This is a genomic window from Blautia sp. HA9023 (genome assembly GCF_056504095.1).
On sequence record NZ_JBWLUR010000006.1, the window covers coordinates 775,938 to 797,650 of the forward strand.

Here is a 21,713-nt window from a genome sequence, read left to right on the forward strand (position 1 = left end):
TTTTCAAAAAGATACATTCGCCTGTTTTTGAGGATTATTTCTGTTTTGTTGCCGCAAATCCGATCAGATAGAACACTGCTGCCACTACCATGGCATTTACTGCCGCAATTCCTGCATGGATCAGGTTGGCAGCTACCGCACCCGCCACAACACCTGCCAGATTAAACCAGTTGGCTGTCTGCAGCGGTACATTTTTTTCTTTATATTTGTCACGTCGGAGGAAGAAGTCCAGAATTACTGTGATGCCGATAGGTGGCAGGGCACAGTTGAGGATATTCAGCCATCCTGTGAAGTTATAGTATAACCAGATCGCAAGTGCTGTACCGATCACACCGGAAATACAGGTAGCGATCTTCATTCTTGCATTGGTGATGTTCGAGATTGCAAGACCGCCGGTGTACAGTGCATTGTTGTTGGTTGTCCAGATATTGGCTCCCAGCACGATAATTGCCGGAATCGCAAGGCCCTGTGCAATCATAACATAAAAGATATCATCTTTTCCTGTAAACGCGCCGCCGATAGCTCCGAAACAGAACATCAGGGTATTTCCAAGGAAAAATGCGATCACGGTTGTCCATACGGCAACTTTATTATTCTTCGCAAAACGGATAAAATTCGGGGTTGCCGTACCACCGGAAATAAAAGACCCGATTACATATCCCACACCGGTAAATAAAGTAATTGATCCTGCAGACTGATTAAATACTGCCGCCAGGCCACCGCCGTCTGCTGCCGCTGTTACCATGGAATATACCCCCAGGATCACAATCAGCGGTACGGAAATCGTACTTACAATCTCCAGCGCTTTCATTCCTGTTGCTGCAGTAATGGTCATCAGAAGACCTGCCACGATCGTCAGAACCCATTTATTGATTCCCAGTAATTCTGCAGTTGGAATGGAAAACATGGCAACACCGACACCAAACCATCCGATCTGTGTGAGGCCAAGTACCAGTGAGGAAAGATAAGAACCTTTTTTTCCAAAAGCTCTTCTGCACAGAAGATCCATGCTCATTCCTGTATCAGAGCCGATATACGCGAGAATTCCGCAGTATGCGGACAGGATCACGCCACCAATGACGCAGGCTGCCGCAAACCCGTTCAGATCCAGTCCGTTTCCAAGTTTCGCGCCGACACTCATACTTGCGGAAAAGAAAGTAAATCCCAGCATTACAAAAAACATGCTGCGGAACCCTTTTCTCGCACTTTCCGGCACTGCTTCCATGGAATAATCGTCATCTGCCGCAGTTACCTGGGGTTTTGTTTTTTCGCTCATTTTTTCTCCTTCGTTTATCTTATACTGTTGTCAGTTACTCTCCGGAGTGTTTTCCCTTACACACTCCGCCCTTTCCCTTCTCCTTTCTTTTGTTTGCTGTGGAGATTATATCACAAATCATTTCTGTTCTGCAGTTTTTTCCGCAGATGTTTCCGTTTCCCGGTTTTTTCTGATTTCAACCTTTTTGATCTCTCCCAGGATCTCCAACCCTCTCACCAGAGATCTCGGTTCATTTCGTAAAAGCTCATATTCTGTCACATAACCGCATTTTTTGTAGATATCCAGGATCGCACACAGTTTTTTGTTTACCGCATGTACTTTATTCTTCCAGCCCCGGCTCTCGAACCGTACTTTTCCCCTGTCGCTGACAAACCGGATATCCTGCTCAAAATTTTCTCTGCGGATATCTGCCATGGGCAGGATTCCCTCATCTGCTTTCATGGCATAGTAGCGAATTCGCCGGCCGTCTGCATTGTTTCTGGAATTTCTCATGATCTCAAGACGCTGGATCAGGATCCTTTTCAGGAGTATCATCTCATCTGTACTTGAAAACTTTACATTCTCCAGAAGTTTTTTCCCTTCTTCACTGTCCTGAAATTCCTGATCCGGAAACATTGTTTTAAGGAGAGCTGCCGGATCAAGCAGTTCCCGGAACACACAGATCATCTGTCCGATATCTTCCGCATATTTATAGACCGGGAGCTCTCTGCCTTCCAGAAACCAGTATGCTTTCCCGTTTTTTTCCACTGCTACAGGAAGCAGATAATCTGCCACAAAACCTTCCAGTGGCTTCCCTTTGTCATCTTTCAGCTCCCGCATCTGTACCTCTTCACTGTAGTCAATGGCGATGGTAGTATTCCGAAGTTTTTCCAGGGAATCCCGAAGCCTCTGCTCTCTTTTCTGTATCCTGCCTTTTGTGCTGTAAAAACGTACCTTCTCGTCTCCGGACATTACCCGAAGTAAATCTGTCAATGCAAATTTGGAACAGTTTGCTCTGTACAGGGTGTAGACCGCATCATAAACAACCGCGTCATAGTAGGAAAATGTCACGCTCTCCATTTCTTCCGGAACGGTAATGCGGTATCTGCATGTCATATTTTTTCCGCGGCTGCCTACCTCGGCGATATTCAGTTCATTCGGTACAAATTTATTTTTATATAGTTCCTGAAATACTTTGCATATGTTCATGTAAATATTATCAGGTATTTTCATGGTTATTCTTTCCTCTCTTCTGTTGCGGTTCCCGGAATATTACAAAAGACTTCGAAATTCTTCCTCCAGACGTGCTCTCGGATCATCCGGATATTCCAGATTTGCATTTTGAGTTTGTGGGCGTTCTGCTTCCAGGGCTTGTGTTTCTGTATTTTTCAGTGAATCTGCATTGGCTTTTACATCCTGCAATGTTGTGTTTTCTGAAGCACTCCCGCTCTTTTTCGGTAAAGCATTTGCATTCTCCGTATTTTTCTTATCCGTTTTTGTTTCACGTGAAACATTTTGAGCTGATTTTTTCCCGAATGCTCCTTTTTCTGTGTAAAGGTCCTTCGCAGCATGGAAATCCACACTCACATTCGCCTTCATCCCGGATATACCATATCTCTGTTTCAGAAAAACAATCTCCTGCTCCCGGATCTCTTTCGATATTTCCTGTTCATAATTAAATTTAGGCTGTCGGATATTTCTTGGCTGAAGTCCCAGGATCACGCTTGCAGAGTACTCGATTCCTCCCGTCTCCTTAAAAGAATCCATTCTCAGAGATCTCTGTTCCTCCCGGTAAGACTCTCTGTTCAGGGAACTGATCACAAAAACCGCTAGGTCATACTTGTTGGAAAGGCCGCTGAGCTCATTGATATTTTCATCATTTTTCTGCCGCTCTGTAGCGTTTCTGTTTCCTGTGCAGGAAGAAAGGATCTGCAGGTAATCTACAAAAACCACCGGTTTTTCTTTCTTTTCGTTCATGAACATTTCCACATCCTGAACGATATCCCGGCCCGAAACAGAAAGCTTTTTACGCTCTTTTATGTACATCTTGTCAAAACTGCCGCTGATCTCTTTTCCCACCTTTTCTACCAGTTTCCAGTCTTTCTGTTTCCCTGTATTGTTTTCTTCTCTGAGAAACCAGTCCGCGGTCAGGGAGCTGTTCGGATACCGCATATGAATGGCACGGTTTAATATTTTTGCCTCCATACGGACAGATGGCATCTCCAGGGAGTAAAACAGTACCGGCGAACCGGCTGCCGCAATTTCTGAAGCGATCTGCAGCGCAAAGGTACTCTTTCCCATTCCTGGTCTTGCGCCGAGAAAAGTAAGTCCTGCATAAAGTCCGCCGCCAAGCATCTGATCCAGCTTTTTGATCCCGGTAGGATAATGCTTTACAGTTCTTCTTCCACTGGCCGGTTTAAACCGTTTCAGTCTCTCTGAAACAGAAATAAAATTTCCGGATGCCTGTTCACTCATACTTCTTCACCTCCCCGGCCATTTTGTCTTCAAGTCCCTGAGATAAACGTTTCATAGACTCTTCCATATTTTCCAGATCAATAAAAAACAGATGGATCACCAGTGTATGACCATAAATTTTTGTTTCAAAACGGTCCCTGATTCCTTCATACTGGTATGAATACTTTGCTTTCGGATAGAGAAGCCAGATCTCCTCTGCCTCATAACGGCTTGCATATGTAACCATCTGATAAATATCATTTCTGGCTTTTTTATTGAAGGCACTCCATCCTTCGTTTTTCATATCAGGAAGGCTTTTCCATTTTGTATCAAGGATAACAGTTCTGTTTCCTTCCCCTTTTTCATTACAATATCCGGTCTCAGCTGAAAATCCCGTGGTTTTTCAAACAGATAATAATTTTTATCCTGGGAAGATACCTCCCAGTTTTCTCTGAAATATTTTTTTATCTGACATGCCACATAATTCTCAAAAACTTCGTCCATGGCAAATAATATGGATCTGCTCTTGATCCCATCTGAAAAATTGAGGAAGCTGTTTCCCTGTAAGATCACTTCTGTCCACTTCATGATCTTCTCATATTCTCTGGAATTCCGGTCGATCCTTATCTGTGCAAAATCCTGGCGGTAATCCACGGATTCCTGTATCCCGTCAAAAAACAGAAGAAGTTCTCTTGCATCCTGTTTATTCTTCCCATCTGTGGTAACTTTCTGCAGTTTCTTTAACGTAGTTTTTATCAGTCGGTTCTCTGGCCGGTTCTTTGTAAATTCCTCATACGTCACATAGAATCTCTCTTTATGTGCGATATTTCGACGGATATGGCCTGACACCTGGAGCTTTCCGCGAAAGCATCTGAGGTTATCCGTTTTTTCTTCATATGCAGAACGAAGTCCCCGTTTCACCAGCATCTGTGCCTCATCAAGATACATCCGGATATAAGCCTCAAACAGTTCCATATCCGCCATTCCAAGAGAAATCTGGTTCATCGCTTTTTCCGTTAACCTGTAGGTGCTCTTAAGCATCTCCAGATAGATCTGTTTCGTCCGATCCTCACTGCCGCCAAAATAAATCTTTGGCAGAATCTGAAGCCGCAGTCCGCTTTTCAGTTCCAGCTCTCCTACATACTTCTGGATTTTGACAACCGGGATGGAACACTTTTTTTCATAACTGTATTTATACTGGATCGTTGCCGGAGCTTTCTCATCTTTTTTCAGAGTTTTTCCCAGAGTCTGCACATATTCTACCAGACAATCCATATCTTTCTCCGGAAGAAAAACATATCCTTCTGCTTTTTCACTGCAGATCTCGTCATATTCTTTTACAGTTTTTACTCGTTTTTTCATAACGTTTCACGCTCTGTCATCAATTCTTCCGGGATGGTTCATAGATCTGGATATAACTTTCTGCATAGTCAAAAGCCTTCTCATTGATCATGTATCTCTTATGCTGAAGCATATCTAGCATATCCGTTTCCAGTTCTTTTCCAAATAAGGTATGTATATCTTTTCCGTTGTCTTCTACTATAAATTTGTAATTGCGGTTCCTTTTCTGATTATCACCCAGCACCATTGCGATCTTCTCGTAATCATCAAAGAAATATTCCTGAAGCAGCGGAAGTACAGATTTTTTGAAAATATTTTTTAATCCATCCAGAGTTGCATTCTCCTTAAGGCCGCAGAAATAAGCATGTCCGATGGTATGCTCACGGTCATACAGAACCTCTATCCTCTGATTGATGATTTCCAGAAGTTTCTGTACATCTATGATGATTTTCCCTTCATCGCCTGCTGCATTGCCTGTTTTCTCACCAGCTGTGGATGCATTGCCCGCTTTCTTATCAACTGCATCCGGCATTTTCGGCACTTCTATCTTTATATCCTTCAATACCTCTGTATCCGGCATCATCTCCACAAAGGAAAAACGTCTGCGTAATGCAGTGTCCAGAAGTGCAATAGAGCGGTCTGCCGTATTCATCGTTCCGATGATATATACGTTGGAAGGAACACTGAACGGAAGCCCGGAATATGGAAGGATAACACTTCTCTCATCCGCTTCTCCCTTTCTTTTGGATTCCTCGATCAGTGTGATCAGCTCGCCGAAAATACGGGAAATATTTCCCCTGTTGATCTCATCAATAATGAAGACGTATGGTTTTTCACTTTCTTCTTTTGCTTTCTCGCAAAATGCTTTGAATACGCCCGCTTCCATGGTGTATTCCAGATTATCCGATTTTTCCGGCTTTTGTTCCTCAGACTGGTTCTGTCCATCCTTTTGTTCTTTATCCAGCACCGGACGGATTCCCTCTATGAAATCCTCATATCCGTAAGACTGATGAAAAGTGGTAAAGCCAATTCTTCCTTCCTGTTCCAGTTCATGGTATCTTTCCATGATCTTGCTGTGATCCAATTCTTTCAATACATCCAACGTATAAAATCTATCACAAACCGACATTGCATATGCAGCGGTTGTATATGTCTTTCCTGTTCCAGGAGGTCCATAAAGAATCATATTTTTTGTTGTTTTTAACGGCTGAATATCTTTTTCGTTATCCGGATAATTTTGAACATATCTGTAATATGCAAGCAAGCTGCCTACACCATTTATTACTTCTCTTTTCAACTGTCCTTCTGTCCTGATTTTTCCATCTTCTGTTTCGGATTCCACCAGATAACAAAGTTCTATATCTTTTCCATCATTTTTTGCAGACTCTACTCTTTTATTTGCAATTCTACTTATATTCTTTTGTTCATCATTTTTAAGTTCTTCATCCTTATCATTATGAACAAATATGGTTTCCGGATCTGACATTACTTTTCCACCATATAAATTTTTATACAGGTAACAAAGATCTAAATCTTTTTTCCATTTAACATTTAGAAAACTGTAATATTTTTCTCTTCTTTTTTTCTTGTCCTTTAATGTATTTTCATTATCCTTTGTCAGCGAATCGTGTAAAATACCATCCGTTATGCCTATGCTGATACAATAACGAGCTTTCTTCTCAGGACTTCTTTCCCCGTAAATTCCAATACTTATCTCGGGATCAGGTGATGCTGCATTCATATCCGCAGTTAAATATCTCGCAACATATTGATAGTCAGCACCAAAAAGTTTTTTATCACCATCTCTGTTCCAGGTAAATCCATAGCTTCCATATATCCTGCATATTTCATCTGCGATCATATTCATACATTCGCAGACTTCTTCCTGTCTTTCTTTTTGTCTGTCCTTCTCTGGCAAAGCTCTCTCTTTCCCAAGATCACGGATATAATCCAGTACTTCTTTATACATCTATGCCTGTTTTCTCCATTTCTGTGCTTTTTCATCCATTATATATTTGTTCATTTTCGATTGCAATTATTTCGGATATATTTCCAGTCAAGCGGATATTCGCAATCCGCATTCGCTACTTGCTCATAACCGAATAACTGCTTTGCAGTTGATTCGGTTAAAATGTTGTTTTTAATTTATATATTATAGAAAATATGTGTTTATATTTTTTGTTTACAATGATTTAATATCAATTATTTAATGAATAAATTGTAATAATTAATGATTCAATAACATCTGTAAAATTCGATGCATGGTCGTAAATATCCGCTTTTTCTTTAATTTTTCAAATCTATTCCATATATTTTATTGCATATTTCATATCGTATATGTTTCAATATGTAAATTTTACTTATTTGATTATTCTTTACGCAAAAATCTCCAACAAAATAAAACATGAAACCATCAAAAGCAGCAGAGCTGCTTAACGGGAGATAAAATGTAAATCTTAATAATGCATTGACCGCCTGCCGCTTCAAGGAGGTGAAAATATACTACCGGCATCTGCGTTTCCAACAGAACCAACAAAAAAGCCAACAGAAAAAAGGCGGACCGGTTCCGGCTGCGGCCACATTGCATTACAACAGAATTACAACAAAACTCCCAACAAAAAAGTTAACGCAGCCAGGCTGCTCGGACGGGAGACAGAATGTAAAACAGGTAATGCAATGATCCAATAGAGATGTACCTGCAAAATTATCATATACAGACAGTGAAAATCCTGAACAACAAAAATAAAACAATGTGTTTGATTTTTCATTAAATTTTCTCTTTCAACAAAAAAGGGCACTTCGGCCCGCTTTCGCTCACTTTAACTCACAGGTAAAAGCTGTCTGTACAGATATTGGTATCCGCAGTATGTGAAGAAGTCGGACACGTCGGTCCCTGCTGCTGTGGCATTGCATTGCCCTTTTACAACAAAAATCCCAACAGAACAGAAAACACAAAAAGCTAAATCGCAGCGCAGCTGCTCTGTCGGGAGAAACAATGATAATAAAAAACTGAATAAAGCGTACCACACCATATGCAGACAACAGGAACTGAAAATCAATACATATCAAATCCCTTTCTTGATTATTGATTTTATTTATTGTACTTCATAATTTTCCATAACTCCTATATGTGATACAAAGTGATGATGTTGTAAAAGTCTTCTGTAAAAAACAGTTTCTCGCTGTCTGCATATGGTATGGTACGCAACACATGAAACCTCAACCCCAAAAAACATCCAACAAAAATAAAAAAAGGAGAAACTCTATGAACAACAAAACTATAACTCTGACACAAACTCCACTCAAACAGCGAAAAAAGAATATCCGCAACGCTCATACAACAGAACCTCTGGCGATCTGCAACATCATAGAAAAGATTGTCCTGATGCCATTTTCGGATTTCATGTTCTGCCATCCGAAAGAATATGTCTCTGTAATGGAAGAATTTACCAATCACAAACAAAAGTGGAATTTTCCGGAAATCTCAACAGGAATGGCATTTCAGTTTGTTGCAAAGCAGACAGGAATGTCGCCGTCCGCACGTATTACAACAGGAGACGAAGCGATCATTCGGAAGCAACTTCTGAATGCTGTCTATCAGCCATTTCTGGATATCTTCTTATGACCCTGGTGATCCATTTCATGGCTCAATCCATACACCAGAAGATCTGCTTCAGAAGTCTGCCTGGAGATATGTAAATCATTGCCGTTCTACCCATATCGTCTATGGCAACAAAGAGGGAATCCCTCTTCATGAACGGATACAACGTATAGAAAACTCCAAGGAATACAAGGCCAAATTCTACTGTTACAATATGGCAAATACTCCTCCTGCCATGATTCCTTCAGAACTTGGATATTCATTCTGCCTGTTTCTGAACAATACCACATTCTATGACTACTTTGAGTGCCTGAAAAGTATGTCTCTGACAAAAATCACTCCAACAAAAAACCTTTACAACAGACTGGAGCAGTCCCATAGCGGCTATGGCCAGGATGCCGCCATCCTGGAATACTATGCCTGTGGAGATTTTGACCGGGCATATTTTGAACAGGGCCTTTATGCACTCTTCATCTATCCTATGGCACAGGTATATGCCGCACTGATAAAAAAAGATTTCAACAAAATCAGATAAAACCCCTGCGGGGTTAGCGGGTGAAGACTTGTAACAACTTAAACTCATCAAAAGAAAGGAATATCACTATGAAAATGAACCCTTACAATATGCCACAGATCATCAAAGAAACTAGCGACGGCTATTTCCATCTCTCTGTACTGGACGACCTTCTCTCTCAAAGGGAAATCTACTGCCTCGGAGAAATAGACGCAGACTCTGCCGGCAGCCTGATCCTGCAGCTCCAGTACCTTGCAGCCCAGGACCCGGAAGCAGAAATCACTCTTTATATAAACAGTCCCGGAGGATCTGTCGCTGACGGACTGGCTCTCTATGACATCATGCAGACCATACCCTGTCCGATACGCACTGTGTGTATGGGAACTGCTGCCAGCTTCGGAGCACTGCTGTTCACGGCCGGTGACACCAGAGAGATTTTTCCCCATTCAAAAATAATGATCCACGATCCTCTGATTGCAGGCCAGGGGCTGACCGGAAGCGCAACGCTTCTGCACACAAAAATAGATTCTCTCATGGAAACCAGACAGATCCTTGGAGAACTTCTGGCCCGGCACACCGGCAAAACACTGGAGGAAATCTACGAAAAAACAGCGCAGGATACCTGGTTTACTGCCTCAGAAGCAGTCGATTACGGCCTGGCCGACACGATCATTCAAACGGCAGAAACAAAATCCACAACAAAATCATCAGAAGAAAAAGGAGATCAGAACAATGACTAATAAAACTACAAATCTTAAGAAACCGGTAAGCACTACTCTGAACGACAATCACCGCATCCTGGCACAGGGCCGCTACATAAACAACAATACCTGGCAGACAGGCCTCAACAACAATGACCTGATAATCGGCGTCAGCGGCGCCGGAAAAACCAGAGGATATGTAATACCCAATATCCTCCATTCCAACGAAAGTATGGTCATCGTAGACACAAAAAATACTCTTTCCCGAAGGCTGTCCCCACATCTGAAGAAAGAAGGTTATGAAGTCTGGAACCTTAACTTTGCAAAAATGGATCAGTCTCCCATGGGATATAACCCTCTCTCCTTCATAGAGCGTTACACAGACCAGTCCTATCCTTACAATACACAGGACATCGAAATGCTTGCTGAATATCTCTGCCCTATCGAATGTGACAAAGATCCGTTCTGGGATTATTCGGCAAGAATGTTCATGGCAACACTGATCGCCTATGTCATGGAAGCTCTCCCTGAGAACGAAAAGCACCTTGGCTCAGTGGCAGAGATCCAGGAATTTATGGCAAAATCCATGTTCAAAACTCTTATAACCGAATGGGGTGACGCATTTCCGGAAAGCTATGCCCTGCAGAAATGGAAGCTCTACAAAGGCACGGATTCTGCCGACAAAACCCACGCCTGCATCCGCATGTTCGTAGGAGAAAAGCTCAGTTCCTATACCTCAAAAGGAGCGCTCAAAATGTTCTCCAATCCACATCAGGTGGACTTCCGTTCCCTGGGACGTCGAAAGATTGCCCTGTTCATCAATGTAAGCGATACCGATCGTTCCAACGATAAACTGCTGAATCTGCTTTACTCTCAGGCTCTCCATGAGCTTTGTGACAGCGCAGATTGCTCCCCTGATGGACGACTTAAGGTGCCGGTACGGTTTATCATGGATGACTTCGCAGCCAATGCAGTAATCCCTGATTTTGATAAGGTCATCTCTGTTATCCGCTCCAGAGAAATCTATGTAAGCCTTATCCTTCAGAGTCTTTCACAGCTTGACTCCATGTATGGAAAAGACCGTGCCATGACCATCATCAATAACTGCGATTCCTGCCTGTACCTTGGCGGACAGGATGTGGAAACCGCCCGCTACATCGCCGTAAAAGCAAACAAAACCGCAGACACTATCCTCACACTTCCAATTGATGCCGCTCTGCTTTTCGTCAGAGGCCAGAAACCTCAGCAGGTTACGAAATACAGTCTGGAAGAAGACCCTCTGTATCTCGAACTGGTCTCCGCTTCGGCGGCTGACAACATGGTCTTAAAAGCTCCGGCTATCCATCCAAAGGAAACTTCCACAAAAGACTCTGAACTGGCAGATGTGGTATACTGATCTGCAAAGAATCAAAATAAAAATTACACTACACACTTCAAAATAATACAAACCAAAAGGAGAATTTTATTATGGATAAATATACAGGAAAAGTTAAATACTTAAACAAAGAACATGGTTTTGGATACATTTCATTATGTGAAGACCCGGAACATGAACATGGTGACATCAATTTCTCTACCGGTGATCCTGGCTGTCATTCTCTCCGTCTTGGAGATACCGTTACCTTTGATATCAGAAAAGGTAACAGCATCAACAAAAACGGAAAAATCTGCGAATATGCCGTTTCCGTTCAGTTAAACGAATCTGTTTCCAGGCCTATGACAAGTTACTACCAGCATAAAACGGATGAAGAATCGAAGCAGGCAAATAAAGAACTCAAACAGGCAATCTGTAATGCAATTTCCAGCAAGATTGGCACCTCCTGTCAGCTTCACTTCTACGACTCAGAAATGCCTTTCCGATGCGACCGAAACTCCGATAATCCCTGGATGATCGGACATCCTGACTGTGCAATTTATACGGAAGATAAACTGATGCAGGCAACGCTTCGTACAAACTCTCTCTTTAACAACACCATTTCCGGAAAAGACAGCTATATGACGTATGAGAATCCGGATAAATCAAAATTCCGTCGTACAATTCATGTTCCAGCCTATGGCTGTCCAAGCTTTCTCTTCAACAAAGAACTCTGTTTCCTGATGATCGAATTCGCCTGCCGTTCCGGTATCGATCTGTCCCATTATGAAATCATCTTCGTAGATAAAGATAATCTCAGAACCGACGTATATACCATGACCCTGGACAAACTCCAGCAGCTGATCGAATCCGGATACAAATACGGAAACAAATACGTACCCCTGGGAGAATACCCAAACTCACCAGCCTACAAAGGAAACTGTAATATGCGCTACCTTCTTCCGGTTGATGCATTTGAGAAACTTCCAGTTACCAAATAAAGCAAAACCCCTGCGTACTGCGCTTTGTCGCAATCCCGCAGGGGACTTATCTTTGATTCATCAATTCATCTTAATCGGTTAAGGAATCTTGCATTTTCTCTTCCTCAAGAAGTCCCTTTAAGCGTCTTTCATCCTCTTCTTCATCCCAATGCAACATGTCCTTCATTTCCCGAATTATACGTTTCTGATCTTCCTCTTCATCTGGTGTAACACATTCTTCCATCTTTTGTTCTCCTTTATATCATGTTTTTAATATATGAAAGCATTATTGTATTTTCTCACAGTCATCAATTCCTAAGAATTGTTATATTATTATATTCAAAAACAGTCGAAAAAACAATCGTATTTTTTTACGATTGTTTTTTCGACCGCTAACGCCCTTGTTTCTTCATTTCAGAACAGCACCTTCATCCGCAGATGATACCAGCTTCTGATAACGTTTCAACCATCCTCCTTTTACCCAGGATTCCGGCATTTTCTGTTTTTTTCTTCTCTCTTTAAATTCTTCCTCTGTAACTCTGGCATTGATTCTGTAATGGATCATATCAATGTCAATCAGATCCCCTTCTTCCAGCAATCCGATTTCTCCTCCGGCGGCTGCTTCTGGAGATACATGTCCGATAGAAGCACCTCTGGATGCTCCAGAAAATCTTCCATCTGTAAGCAGAGCTACATCTCTGTCCAGCTTCATTCCAGCAAGTGCGGATGTCGGAACCAGCATCTCCCGCATTCCAGGTCCTCCCTTTGGACCTTCATAACGAATGATAACAATATCCCCACTTTTTATTTCTCCATCATAAATCGCCTTTACCGCTGCATCCTCTCCGTCAAATACTTTGGCAACACATGTATGAACCAGCATTTCAGGCGCTACAGCACTTCGTTTTACCACACATCCATTCTTGGCAATATTTCCAAAAAGAAAAGCCAGGCCTCCGGTACTGGAATATGCATTCGGTATTGTTCTGATTACTTCCGGATTTTTATTCACAGCAGAAGAAATATTTTCTCCCAGTGTTTTTCCGGTAACCGTTAATACCTCTGCGTTCAGCAGACCCTCATCCGCCAGTTCCTTCATAACTGCGGAAATTCCTCCAGCTTCATTCAGTTCCTCCATATAATACTCGCCGGCAGGTGCCAGGTGACACAGATTCGGAGTTTTTTCACTGATCTCGTTAAATACTCTCAAATCCAGTTTTATACCTGCCTCATAAGCAATTGCGGGGATATGAAGCGAACTGTTTGTGGAACATCCCAGTGCCATATCTACAGTTATTGCATTTCTTAATGCCTTCTCTGTTACAATATCATGCGGCCGAATTTCCTGTTTCACCAGTTCCATAATTTTCATGCCACTGTATTTTGCAAATTGTATCCTCGCCGATGCAGGCGCCGGAATTGTTCCGTTTCCAGGAAGAGCAAGTCCCAGTGCTTCACAGAGACAATTCATGGAATTTGCGGTAAACATTCCCGCACAGGAACCGCAGGATGGGCAGCTTCCGCATTCCCATTCTTTCAGCTTTTCTTCATTAATCTTTCCGGCCTTAAAAGTGCCTACAGCTTCAAACATCTGAGAAAGACTGACTTTTCTGTCTTCTACCTTTCCGGCATACATCGGGCCTCCTGAACATACAATTGCAGGGATATTCAGACGCATCGCAGCCATAACCATTCCCGGCACGATCTTATCACAATTAGGAATCAACACCATGCCGTCAAAACAATGTGCTGCTGCCAGAGTTTCCACCGAATCTGCAATCAGCTCTCTGGATGCCAGCGAGTAATGCATTCCTTTATGTCCCATTACAAGGCCATCACAGACTCCAATCGCAGGAACTACGACCGGTGTTCCTCCGGCCGCATATATTCCCGCTTTTACAGCTTCTGCCAGTCGGTTCAGGTGTACATGTCCCGGAATGATCTCACTATGTGCGGAAATTACTCCAATCAATGGTTTCCGGATTTCTTCCTCTGTAAATCCTGCGGCATAGAGCAAAGATCTCTGAGGTGCACGTTCCACTCCGGATTTCATAATATCACTATTCATAACCTGATCCTCTTACTCTTATCCATAATATTCATACGCCCCTTCAATTGCATGAACCAGATCGACAATCAGAGAATTATAGGGAACAGGAACGCCATATAATTTTGCCTGCTCAACAATTGCTCCATTAATCACATCAATCTCTGTTTTCATTTTTCTTCTGCGATCCTGGTACATAGAAGAATATCCATCAGTGATTCTCATACAAGTTTGTCTCACTGACTCCAGAACCTGCCGTCTGTCAAAATATGTACCATCTTCTTCCGCTACTTCCACGGCTTCATAAATCAGTCTTTTTGCAAAATCCCAGGCATACTTATCTTTGATCATATACCCAATGGGTGTCTGTGTGATAGCAGTGAATGCATTAATTGAAAGATTAACAAATAATTTATCCCATATAATACGCTGGATATCATCCGAAATCACCGTTTCCAAAGAACATTCTCTTAACATTTCTCCCAGCCATTCCAATGTCTTATCTGCATGATGATTACTTCCAATAGTGGTAGCACCACTTCCTGTATGCCTTATAACCGCACATTCTTCTGATACGGCATTATGCTTACTGGTTCCAATAATAACATTTTCTTTCCTCACATAACGCTCAATCTTTCTGTCATTTCCGGCTCCATTCTGAAGTGTCAGAACCACAGTATCATCATGAAAAAGATTCTTATTCTGTTCCAGAGCATTTTCAAGATATATGGATTTCACAAACATGATTACCAGATCTGCCCTTTCATCACATTCTCCGGAAACACATGCAGAAATATTATTCTTAAAAACTTTTTCTTCCCCATTCTGTTCTCTCACAGTAATTCCCTGATTGTTAATTTTGTCAACAACCTTCTGAAAAGTATCTACCATGATCACCTGATTTTTTTTACTTAGAAATGCCCCATAAAGACCGCCCATTGCTCCGGCCCCAATAATAATAACTTTCATAAGATTTTACCTTCTTTTACTAATACTCTGATCAGTTTACCTTTTTCCAGTTATACAATTCATAATCAAAATCAAAGTCAACTCTACATCCGGTAAGTGTTGTAGAATCATAAGCCGCATATCTCATACCGGAAGAGCAAAGCGGAATAACCGGCCATTCTTTCCATAATTCTTCCCTCAGATCATCAAGAACTGCCGCAACTTCCTCATCTGATTTTGATGTACGTCCCTTAACGATCAAATCATCAACTGTATCAGAAGACCAGTATGAAAAGTTTGTTGACTGAAGAGCTTCACTGCTCATAAGATAATCGTACCAGCTAAGAGGATCATTGAAACAGCCATTGGCATTTAAGAAAAGATCTCCATAAGTTCCAGCCATTACCTGATCCGTCAGTGCAAATGCATTACATGGATTAATTTCCAGATTAATCCCAATCTCCGCCAACTGATTCTGAACAAGTACTGCTACATCCGGAAATGTTGACAGATATTCTGTATTGTATATCAGAGATAAATTACACCCATCTCCATATCCTGCCTCTTCCATAAGCTGTTTTGCCTTTTCCAGATTTCTTTCAATCTGTGGTTCATCATCATAACCCGGCCACGTAGAATAGTTCAGGGAAGACATCAGGCATCCGGCACCTTCATAGACATAATCTTTCAGATCCTGTCTATTTACCGCATAAGAAATCGCTTCTCTTACCTTCTCATTTGCAATCGGTGAATCCCCATTCTGGTCACTGAGATTACACATCAGATATACGGTACGCATTTCATCCTGTTCAATAAGATCAATTCCTTCTGTTGCCTTTAATCCTTCTACATCTGTAAAGTTAATCAGATCATTGTAGTCCACATCACCTGACTGAAGAGAAATCGAAGCTGTACTTGGATCAGTTATTACGTCCATAACAACTGTTTCAAAATCAGCTGGTGTTTTATAATAATCCTGATTTGCTTCTAATGTCAGATGTGAACCGCTTACAAATTCTTTAATTTTATATGCTCCGGTTCCTGCACCTTCAATTCCATTAGAAAAAGATCCACCTGCTGCTTCTACAACATCTTTATTACAAATACTTCCTGCAGAAGTAGACAACATCTGTAAAAAATAAGTATATCCATAATCCAGAGTAATCTTTACAGTGTAATCATCTACCACCTCTGCACTCTTCCACGCAGTTGTAAGTGCTGAAATATTAGGAGAAGCGATTGCCTGATTGATAGACCATGCAACATCTTCTGCTGTCATTGGATCTCCATTTGTAAATTTTACATCCTGGCGTAATTTAAAAGTATATTCTGTTCCATCATCACTGACTTCCCAGGATTCTGCAAGATCCGGCTGAATATCTCCATTTTCATCTACACTTACCAGCTGATCATATAACTGATAATAAATATTAAAATTATCATAGCCTTCCCATGGATCAAAGCTTGTTATAGTAGCGCGTACTACATGGATTTCTGAACTATCTCCAGATTTTGCATTTACATTTAAAGCACTTCCCGTAAACATAGTTGTTGCTGCTGCCATTGCTAATATGATAGATAAATATTTTTTCTTCATTCTTTCTTTTCCTTTCTCATTATCCGGCAGATTTTTACCATCTGTTCTGTAATTTAATTGAATTTTATAGGATGCATGCAACCATATGGCCTGGACTGATTTCTTTCAACGGAACATCCTCTTTTCTGCATTTATCTGTCGCATAAGGACATCTTGCGGCAAATCTGCATCCTTTTGGTGGATCAATAGGACTTGTCAGTTCACCTGCAATCAATGATTGTGACAGTTTTCTTCCATGCAAACTTGGAATCGGTACCGCATTCAGCAAAGCCTGTGTGTAAGGATGCACCGGATTTTTGAAAAGTTCACTGGATGATGCATATTCCACACACTGACCAAGATACATAACCATAATGTTTGTACTGATATGTTTTACAACACTGAGATCATGTGTAATGAACATATATGTAAGTTTCTTTGCTTCCTGCAGATCCATAAGAAGATTCAGAATCTGTGCCTGTATTGAAACATCCAGTGCTGATACAGGTTCATCGCAAACAATAAATTCCGGATTCATAGCGATTGCTCTTGCAATTCCCGCTCTCTGTCTTCTTCCTCCATCCAGTTCATGAGGATAACTGTACGCATACATTTTTGCCAGACCTACAGTTTCCAGAAGTTCGTCCACTCTGTCATACATTTCATTTTTATTTTTGTATGTCTTAAATATTTTAAATGGCTCTGCAACAATATCTGCAATGGTCTGACGGGGATTCAGTGAAGAATATGGGTCCTGGAAAATAAGCTGCATATGTTTTCTCATAGCAATCATCTTTTTCTCAGAATACCCTGTAATATCCTGACCTTCAAATAATATTTTTCCTTCTGTAGGTTCCAGCAGTTTCAGAGTTGTTCGTCCCAAAGTAGACTTTCCACAACCTGATTCTCCAACCACTCCCAATGTTGTTCCTTTTTCAATTTTTATGTTGATGTCGTCTACTGCATGTAGCTGTCCTTTTTTAGTATTAAAATATTTTTTCAGATGCTGCAGTTCAATACAGTTTGAAGTGGTGCTGCTCATGCGTTCTCCCTCCCTTCAAATAAGTGACAACGAATAAAATGTCCATCCTCAACTTCATTCATCATCGGCAGTGTATCACAACGTTCTGTACAGAACTTACATCTTTCTTTAAACGGACAGCATGTTCTTTTTACTGTAGGATCTGCAATCTGTCCTTCAATAGGAATCAGACGATCTGTCTCTTCATCCAATTTTGGAATGGAATCAAACAATCCCTGGGTATAAGGATGTCTGTTTCCGCTGTCAAAAATATGTTCCACTGTACCAAATTCTACGATCATTCCTCCATACATTACTGCCACTTTCTGACATGTCTGAGCAATAATCCCAAGATCATGGGTAATAATAACCATAGCCGTATTAATCTGTTTTTGCAGATCTAACATCATTGTCAGAACCTGTGCCTGTATCGTTACATCCAGTGCGGTCGTCGGCTCATCTGCCAGGATTAATTTTGGACGGCAGGCCAGTGCGATAGCAATAACGATCCTCTGTTTCATTCCTCCAGAAAACTGATGCGGATATTCATGTTTTCTCTCCGGAGGAATTCCAACCATTTTCATGATCTCATCAACTTTCTGCTCTAACTGCTTCTTATCCAGATTTTCTGTATTATGCAGCTCCAGAATTTCACGGATCTGACTTCCGATTGTCAAAACCGGATTCAAACTGGACATCGGATCCTGAAAAATCATGGAAACCGCCGCACCTCTCAGGAGTCTCATATCTTCTGGCTTTGCATGTAATACATCCACACCATCCAGGAAAATTTCTCCATTTGTTACTTTGCCAATATGATTAGGAAGAAGTCCCATGACACTCAGTGCCGTTGTTGTTTTTCCTGCACCAGTCTCACCTACCAGGCCAAGAGTTTCGCCCTCATCAAGGCTGATGTCCACACCATTTACTGCATACACCTGCCCTTCCATAGTGCTGTATTCTACAAATAAATCCTTTATTTCCAAAAGTTTTTTTTCCATTCTTCCTCTCCCTATCTTTTCAAGGTCGGATCGATTGCATCCTGAATACCATCTCCAATCAGGTTGATCGATACTACACTCAGTATAATCGCAATACTGGGGACAATAGTTAATATCGGATAAGTACGCAGATACTGTTTCGCATCGGATACCATAAGTCCCCATTCCGGTGTCGGAGGCTGTGTTCCCATTCCCAGAAAACTAAGACTGCAAATGTTCAGAATCTGAGAAGCCAGAAGAAGTGTCGCCAAAACAATAATCGGTCCAACTGCATTCGGCAGAACCTGTACCAAAATCGTTCTCGCTTTTGTAGAACCACATGCTGTAGCCGCTTCAATGTAATCCTGTCCTCTTACAGTCAGTACAGATGACCGTACCACTCTTGCTACCGGCGCAATCGTTGCAATCGTAAGAGCAATCACCAGGTTGACCAGAGATGTCCCCAGTGCAGTTACAATAGTCATTGCCAGTAACAGAGATGGAATACATAAAACCATATCCATAATACGCATGATCGCATTATCTACTTTTCCTCCGCTAAATCCGGCAACAGCTCCCAGCATTCCACCAATCACCATGGATAAAATTACAATTGTGAGAGATGCGATCAATGTAATCCTTCCACCAAATAAAATTCTCCAAAATGTTGAACGTCCAACCTGGTCTTTTCCAAACAAAGACGACACACCATCAGAAACTCCCGGAGATGCATAGCGCCCAGTCAGATCCTGTACTACTGCATTCTGGTAATTTCCAAACAGGCTTGTTCCAATAACAAGTATCAGAACAATCCCTAAAATAACCAGTCCCACAACTGCCAGTTTATTCCTACAATATCGTTTCCAGATTTGCCTGATCTGTCCTTTTTTCTTTCTTTTTCCCATGATTTTTCAGGCCCCCTTTACATACTGCGCTTTGATACGAGGATCAATAAGTGCATATGCAATATCGATCAACATATTTACAATACAGATAACTACTGAAATCAATATGATACAACCCATTACTGCCGGAGTATCCTTTGCCAGAATACCAAGCTGCAGATAATTTCCAATACCATTCATGGCAAACACATTTTCTACAACTACTGTTCCCGCAATCATTCCCGCAAAAGAAGTACCAAGAGAAGTTAATACCGGCAAAAGAGCATTTCTGAGACAATGTTTAAATATAATACTGTTCTCCTTCGCTCCTTTTGCTCTTGCTGTTCTTACATAATCTGCACGTATTACCTCAAGCATAGAAGATCTTGTCAAACGCACAATCGCTGCAAGGCAACCACCAAATACCGCAATACACGGCAAAACAAAATGCATCGGTGTACTGTCCCCAGATGCCGGAAACCATCCCATTTTTAAAGCACAGAACAGCATAAGCAAAAGCCCCATAACAAACTGCGGAATAGCCTGTAGCAACATAGCCACAGCCTGAACTGACAAATCAAGCACACTATATTGTTTTACAGCCGCATAAACGCCTAACGGAATTCCCAGCAACGCAGCTGAAAAAAGGCCAATTATGATCATTGGAAATGTTACTTTTGAACAAACCTTAAGATCCTCTGCCACAACAGTATCTTTTGTATAAGATCTTCCCATATCACCATGCAGCAGCCCCTTCATATAATTTACATATCGAACCAGAAACGGGTCATTAAGTCCCCACTCTTCTCTTAATTCTTCTACTGCTTCTTTTGAGGCCAGGTTCCCAAGTTTATTTCTTGCAGGATCACCTGGTGTAAAAGAAAGAATTGCAAATATTATAAACGTAATAGCAATAACGATCGGAATACACATCAGCAATCTTTTAAATATATATTTAATCATCTTTTTATTCCTTTCCACTTTTATCTTCTTTTTTCCATAACCATCTTAAACTTTCCGGCAAAATCGACATTCCATACCGTCCGGAATGTCCTCCCGGTCCAATTACAAGATGTACCGGATATTCTCTGTATTTCAACGCAGATTCCATATCCATATTGGCAATCTTCCAGTCTCCAAAACAGGTATTCAGATCATGCTCTCCTGTCTGCAAAAAAACTCTGAGATTTCTTCTTTTTCCTTTACGTACCATTGATGGAAAATTATGTCCACCTCTGATATTTGTAAAACTTCCTACATGAGTTAATACTCTAGTAAAAAGATCATTTCGGTTCCATGCCGCTGCAAAAGCAGCATTTCCACTGGAAGAAATCCCACAGATTCCATGCTTCCAGGCATCATCAGAAATTTTATAATCCTTTTTTATTTTACTGATAATTTCTTTTTCAAGAAATTCCGCATAACGTCCGTCAATAGAATCGTATTCCATACTTCGATTATCTGTCCCTCCATATCTTGGAAGTCCTGGACCTTTATCCCCTGGTGAGATAAAGAGACCGATCATAACCGGAATTTCTTCTTTTGCAATCATACTGTCCAGCACTTCCGGTACTTTGTCCTGAATATACCATTCTCCATCCAGGAACACCATCAGACATACGTCCTGGCCTTTATACTGTTCCGGTACATAAAGCCAGTATTTCCCTTTCACTCCCGGATAAACCTGACTGCTTTCCCAGTTATATTCTGTTACTCTTCCTCTCGGTGTCCCTTCTGTCGGACTGGCTTCCGGTGAAAGTGGGTAACGTTCTTCTGTATAATCTGCATAATCATAATATGCAATATCTTTTTCCGGCACGTTATGCCATTCCTTGTAGTCTATGCCATTCTGCTCCCACTGTTCTTCACTTTTGTACATCTTTTTCCTCCTTTTTTATCTTGCATTATTGTTTTTTTTGAATATATTTCAAATTTTTTCCATGTTTTATATGTGCATTATAACAATTCTATTTTCCTTTCGTTATGTAGTATTCTTTTGTTTTGGTGGGTTTTCTTTGTTAATTTATTTGTTTTTTATGCAAAAGGGACAAAAAAAG

At 41.3% G+C, this 21,713-nt stretch carries 20 protein-coding genes; 5 read left to right on the forward strand and 15 right to left on the reverse strand.

What is annotated here, in order from left to right; genetic code table 11:
* Nucleotides 1–34: 34 nt before the first annotated feature.
* The 6 genes from codB to AC04Q6_RS07585 all read right to left on the reverse strand — a co-directional run bounded on the left by codB (nt 35) and on the right by AC04Q6_RS07585 (nt 7,019).
* Nucleotides 35–1,276, reverse strand: a complete 1,242-nt coding sequence (codB, locus tag AC04Q6_RS07560; RefSeq protein WP_118071526.1) for a cytosine permease — start codon at nt 1,274–1,276, stop codon at nt 35–37.
* A 117-nt stretch (nt 1,277–1,393) separates the two neighbouring features.
* Nucleotides 1,394–2,488 carry a hypothetical protein gene (locus AC04Q6_RS07565; RefSeq protein WP_178703597.1) on the reverse strand — a complete coding sequence of 365 codons (1,095 nt, stop codon included), beginning with the start codon at nt 2,486–2,488 and terminating at the stop codon, nt 1,394–1,396.
* A gap of 39 nt (nt 2,489–2,527) precedes the next feature.
* Complete coding sequence (locus AC04Q6_RS07570) at nt 2,528–3,730, reverse strand: DnaB-like helicase C-terminal domain-containing protein (RefSeq protein ID WP_476389602.1); 1,203 nt, start codon at nt 3,728–3,730, stop codon at nt 2,528–2,530.
* On the reverse strand, nt 3,723–4,013 hold the full coding sequence (locus AC04Q6_RS07575; protein ID WP_476389603.1) for a hypothetical protein: 291 nt from the start codon (nt 4,011–4,013) through the stop codon (nt 3,723–3,725). Before AC04Q6_RS07575 ends, AC04Q6_RS07570 begins: the two co-directional genes overlap by 8 nt.
* Nucleotides 4,010–5,071 carry a 5-methylcytosine restriction system specificity protein McrC gene (locus tag AC04Q6_RS07580; RefSeq protein WP_476389604.1) on the reverse strand — a complete coding sequence of 354 codons (1,062 nt, stop codon included), beginning with the start codon at nt 5,069–5,071 and terminating at the stop codon, nt 4,010–4,012. Before AC04Q6_RS07580 ends, AC04Q6_RS07575 begins: the two co-directional genes overlap by 4 nt.
* 19 nt (nt 5,072–5,090) lie before the next feature.
* Nucleotides 5,091–7,019 (reverse strand): AAA family ATPase, encoded by a 1,929-nt coding sequence (locus AC04Q6_RS07585; RefSeq protein ID WP_476389605.1) that lies wholly within the window; start codon nt 7,017–7,019, stop codon nt 5,091–5,093.
* A 1,296-nt stretch (nt 7,020–8,315) separates the two neighbouring features.
* On the opposite strand from AC04Q6_RS07585, the gene AC04Q6_RS07590 reads away from it, so the two are divergent.
* From AC04Q6_RS07590 to AC04Q6_RS07610, 5 genes are all read left to right on the forward strand, one after another.
* On the forward strand, nt 8,316–8,675 hold the full coding sequence (locus tag AC04Q6_RS07590) for a hypothetical protein (protein ID WP_476389606.1): 360 nt from the start codon (nt 8,316–8,318) through the stop codon (nt 8,673–8,675).
* Complete coding sequence (locus tag AC04Q6_RS07595) at nt 8,638–9,186, forward strand: hypothetical protein (protein WP_476389607.1); 549 nt, start codon at nt 8,638–8,640, stop codon at nt 9,184–9,186. Before AC04Q6_RS07590 ends, AC04Q6_RS07595 begins: the two co-directional genes overlap by 38 nt.
* Before the next feature lie 68 nt (nt 9,187–9,254).
* Nucleotides 9,255–9,905 (forward strand): ClpP family protease, encoded by a 651-nt coding sequence (locus AC04Q6_RS07600; RefSeq protein ID WP_173772414.1) that lies wholly within the window; start codon nt 9,255–9,257, stop codon nt 9,903–9,905.
* Entirely contained in the window at nt 9,898–11,262 is a 1,365-nt protein-coding gene (locus tag AC04Q6_RS07605; protein WP_476389608.1) for a VirD4-like conjugal transfer protein, CD1115 family, read from the forward strand. Before AC04Q6_RS07600 ends, AC04Q6_RS07605 begins: the two co-directional genes overlap by 8 nt.
* Nucleotides 11,263–11,333: 71 nt before the next feature.
* Nucleotides 11,334–12,221, forward strand: a complete 888-nt coding sequence (locus AC04Q6_RS07610; RefSeq protein ID WP_119248351.1) for a cold-shock protein — start codon at nt 11,334–11,336, stop codon at nt 12,219–12,221.
* Between the two features lie 70 nt (nt 12,222–12,291).
* On the opposite strand, the gene AC04Q6_RS07615 is transcribed toward AC04Q6_RS07610, so the two are convergent.
* The 9 genes from AC04Q6_RS07615 to AC04Q6_RS07655 form a co-directional block, all read right to left on the reverse strand.
* On the reverse strand, nt 12,292–12,444 hold the full coding sequence (locus AC04Q6_RS07615; RefSeq protein WP_187306468.1) for a hypothetical protein: 153 nt from the start codon (nt 12,442–12,444) through the stop codon (nt 12,292–12,294).
* Between the two features lie 165 nt (nt 12,445–12,609).
* A complete protein-coding gene (gene ilvD, locus AC04Q6_RS07620) occupies nt 12,610–14,268 on the reverse strand; it encodes a dihydroxy-acid dehydratase (protein WP_119248350.1) in 1,659 nt (552 codons plus the stop codon).
* An 18-nt stretch (nt 14,269–14,286) separates the two neighbouring features.
* On the reverse strand, nt 14,287–15,216 hold the full coding sequence (locus AC04Q6_RS07625) for a ketopantoate reductase family protein (RefSeq protein ID WP_119248349.1): 930 nt from the start codon (nt 15,214–15,216) through the stop codon (nt 14,287–14,289).
* Between the two features lie 31 nt (nt 15,217–15,247).
* Nucleotides 15,248–16,792, reverse strand: a complete 1,545-nt coding sequence (locus AC04Q6_RS07630; protein WP_476389609.1) for an ABC transporter substrate-binding protein — start codon at nt 16,790–16,792, stop codon at nt 15,248–15,250.
* A gap of 64 nt (nt 16,793–16,856) precedes the next feature.
* The gene (locus AC04Q6_RS07635) at nt 16,857–17,813 is read right to left on the reverse strand and encodes an ABC transporter ATP-binding protein (protein ID WP_119248347.1); all 957 of its coding nucleotides are present in this window, start codon (nt 17,811–17,813) and stop codon (nt 16,857–16,859) included.
* A complete protein-coding gene (locus AC04Q6_RS07640) occupies nt 17,810–18,793 on the reverse strand; it encodes an ABC transporter ATP-binding protein (protein WP_119248346.1) in 984 nt (327 codons plus the stop codon). The genes AC04Q6_RS07635 and AC04Q6_RS07640 overlap by 4 nt, the downstream gene beginning before the upstream one ends.
* Before the next feature lie 11 nt (nt 18,794–18,804).
* Nucleotides 18,805–19,677 (reverse strand): ABC transporter permease, encoded by an 873-nt coding sequence (locus AC04Q6_RS07645; protein ID WP_119248345.1) that lies wholly within the window; start codon nt 19,675–19,677, stop codon nt 18,805–18,807.
* 6 nt (nt 19,678–19,683) lie between these two features.
* Nucleotides 19,684–20,619, reverse strand: a complete 936-nt coding sequence (locus AC04Q6_RS07650) for an ABC transporter permease (protein WP_148707926.1) — start codon at nt 20,617–20,619, stop codon at nt 19,684–19,686.
* 4 nt (nt 20,620–20,623) lie between these two features.
* Nucleotides 20,624–21,535: an alpha/beta hydrolase gene (locus AC04Q6_RS07655; RefSeq protein ID WP_119248343.1), complete on the reverse strand. Its 912-nt coding sequence runs from the start codon at nt 21,533–21,535 to the stop codon at nt 20,624–20,626.
* Nucleotides 21,536–21,713 lie beyond the last annotated feature (178 nt).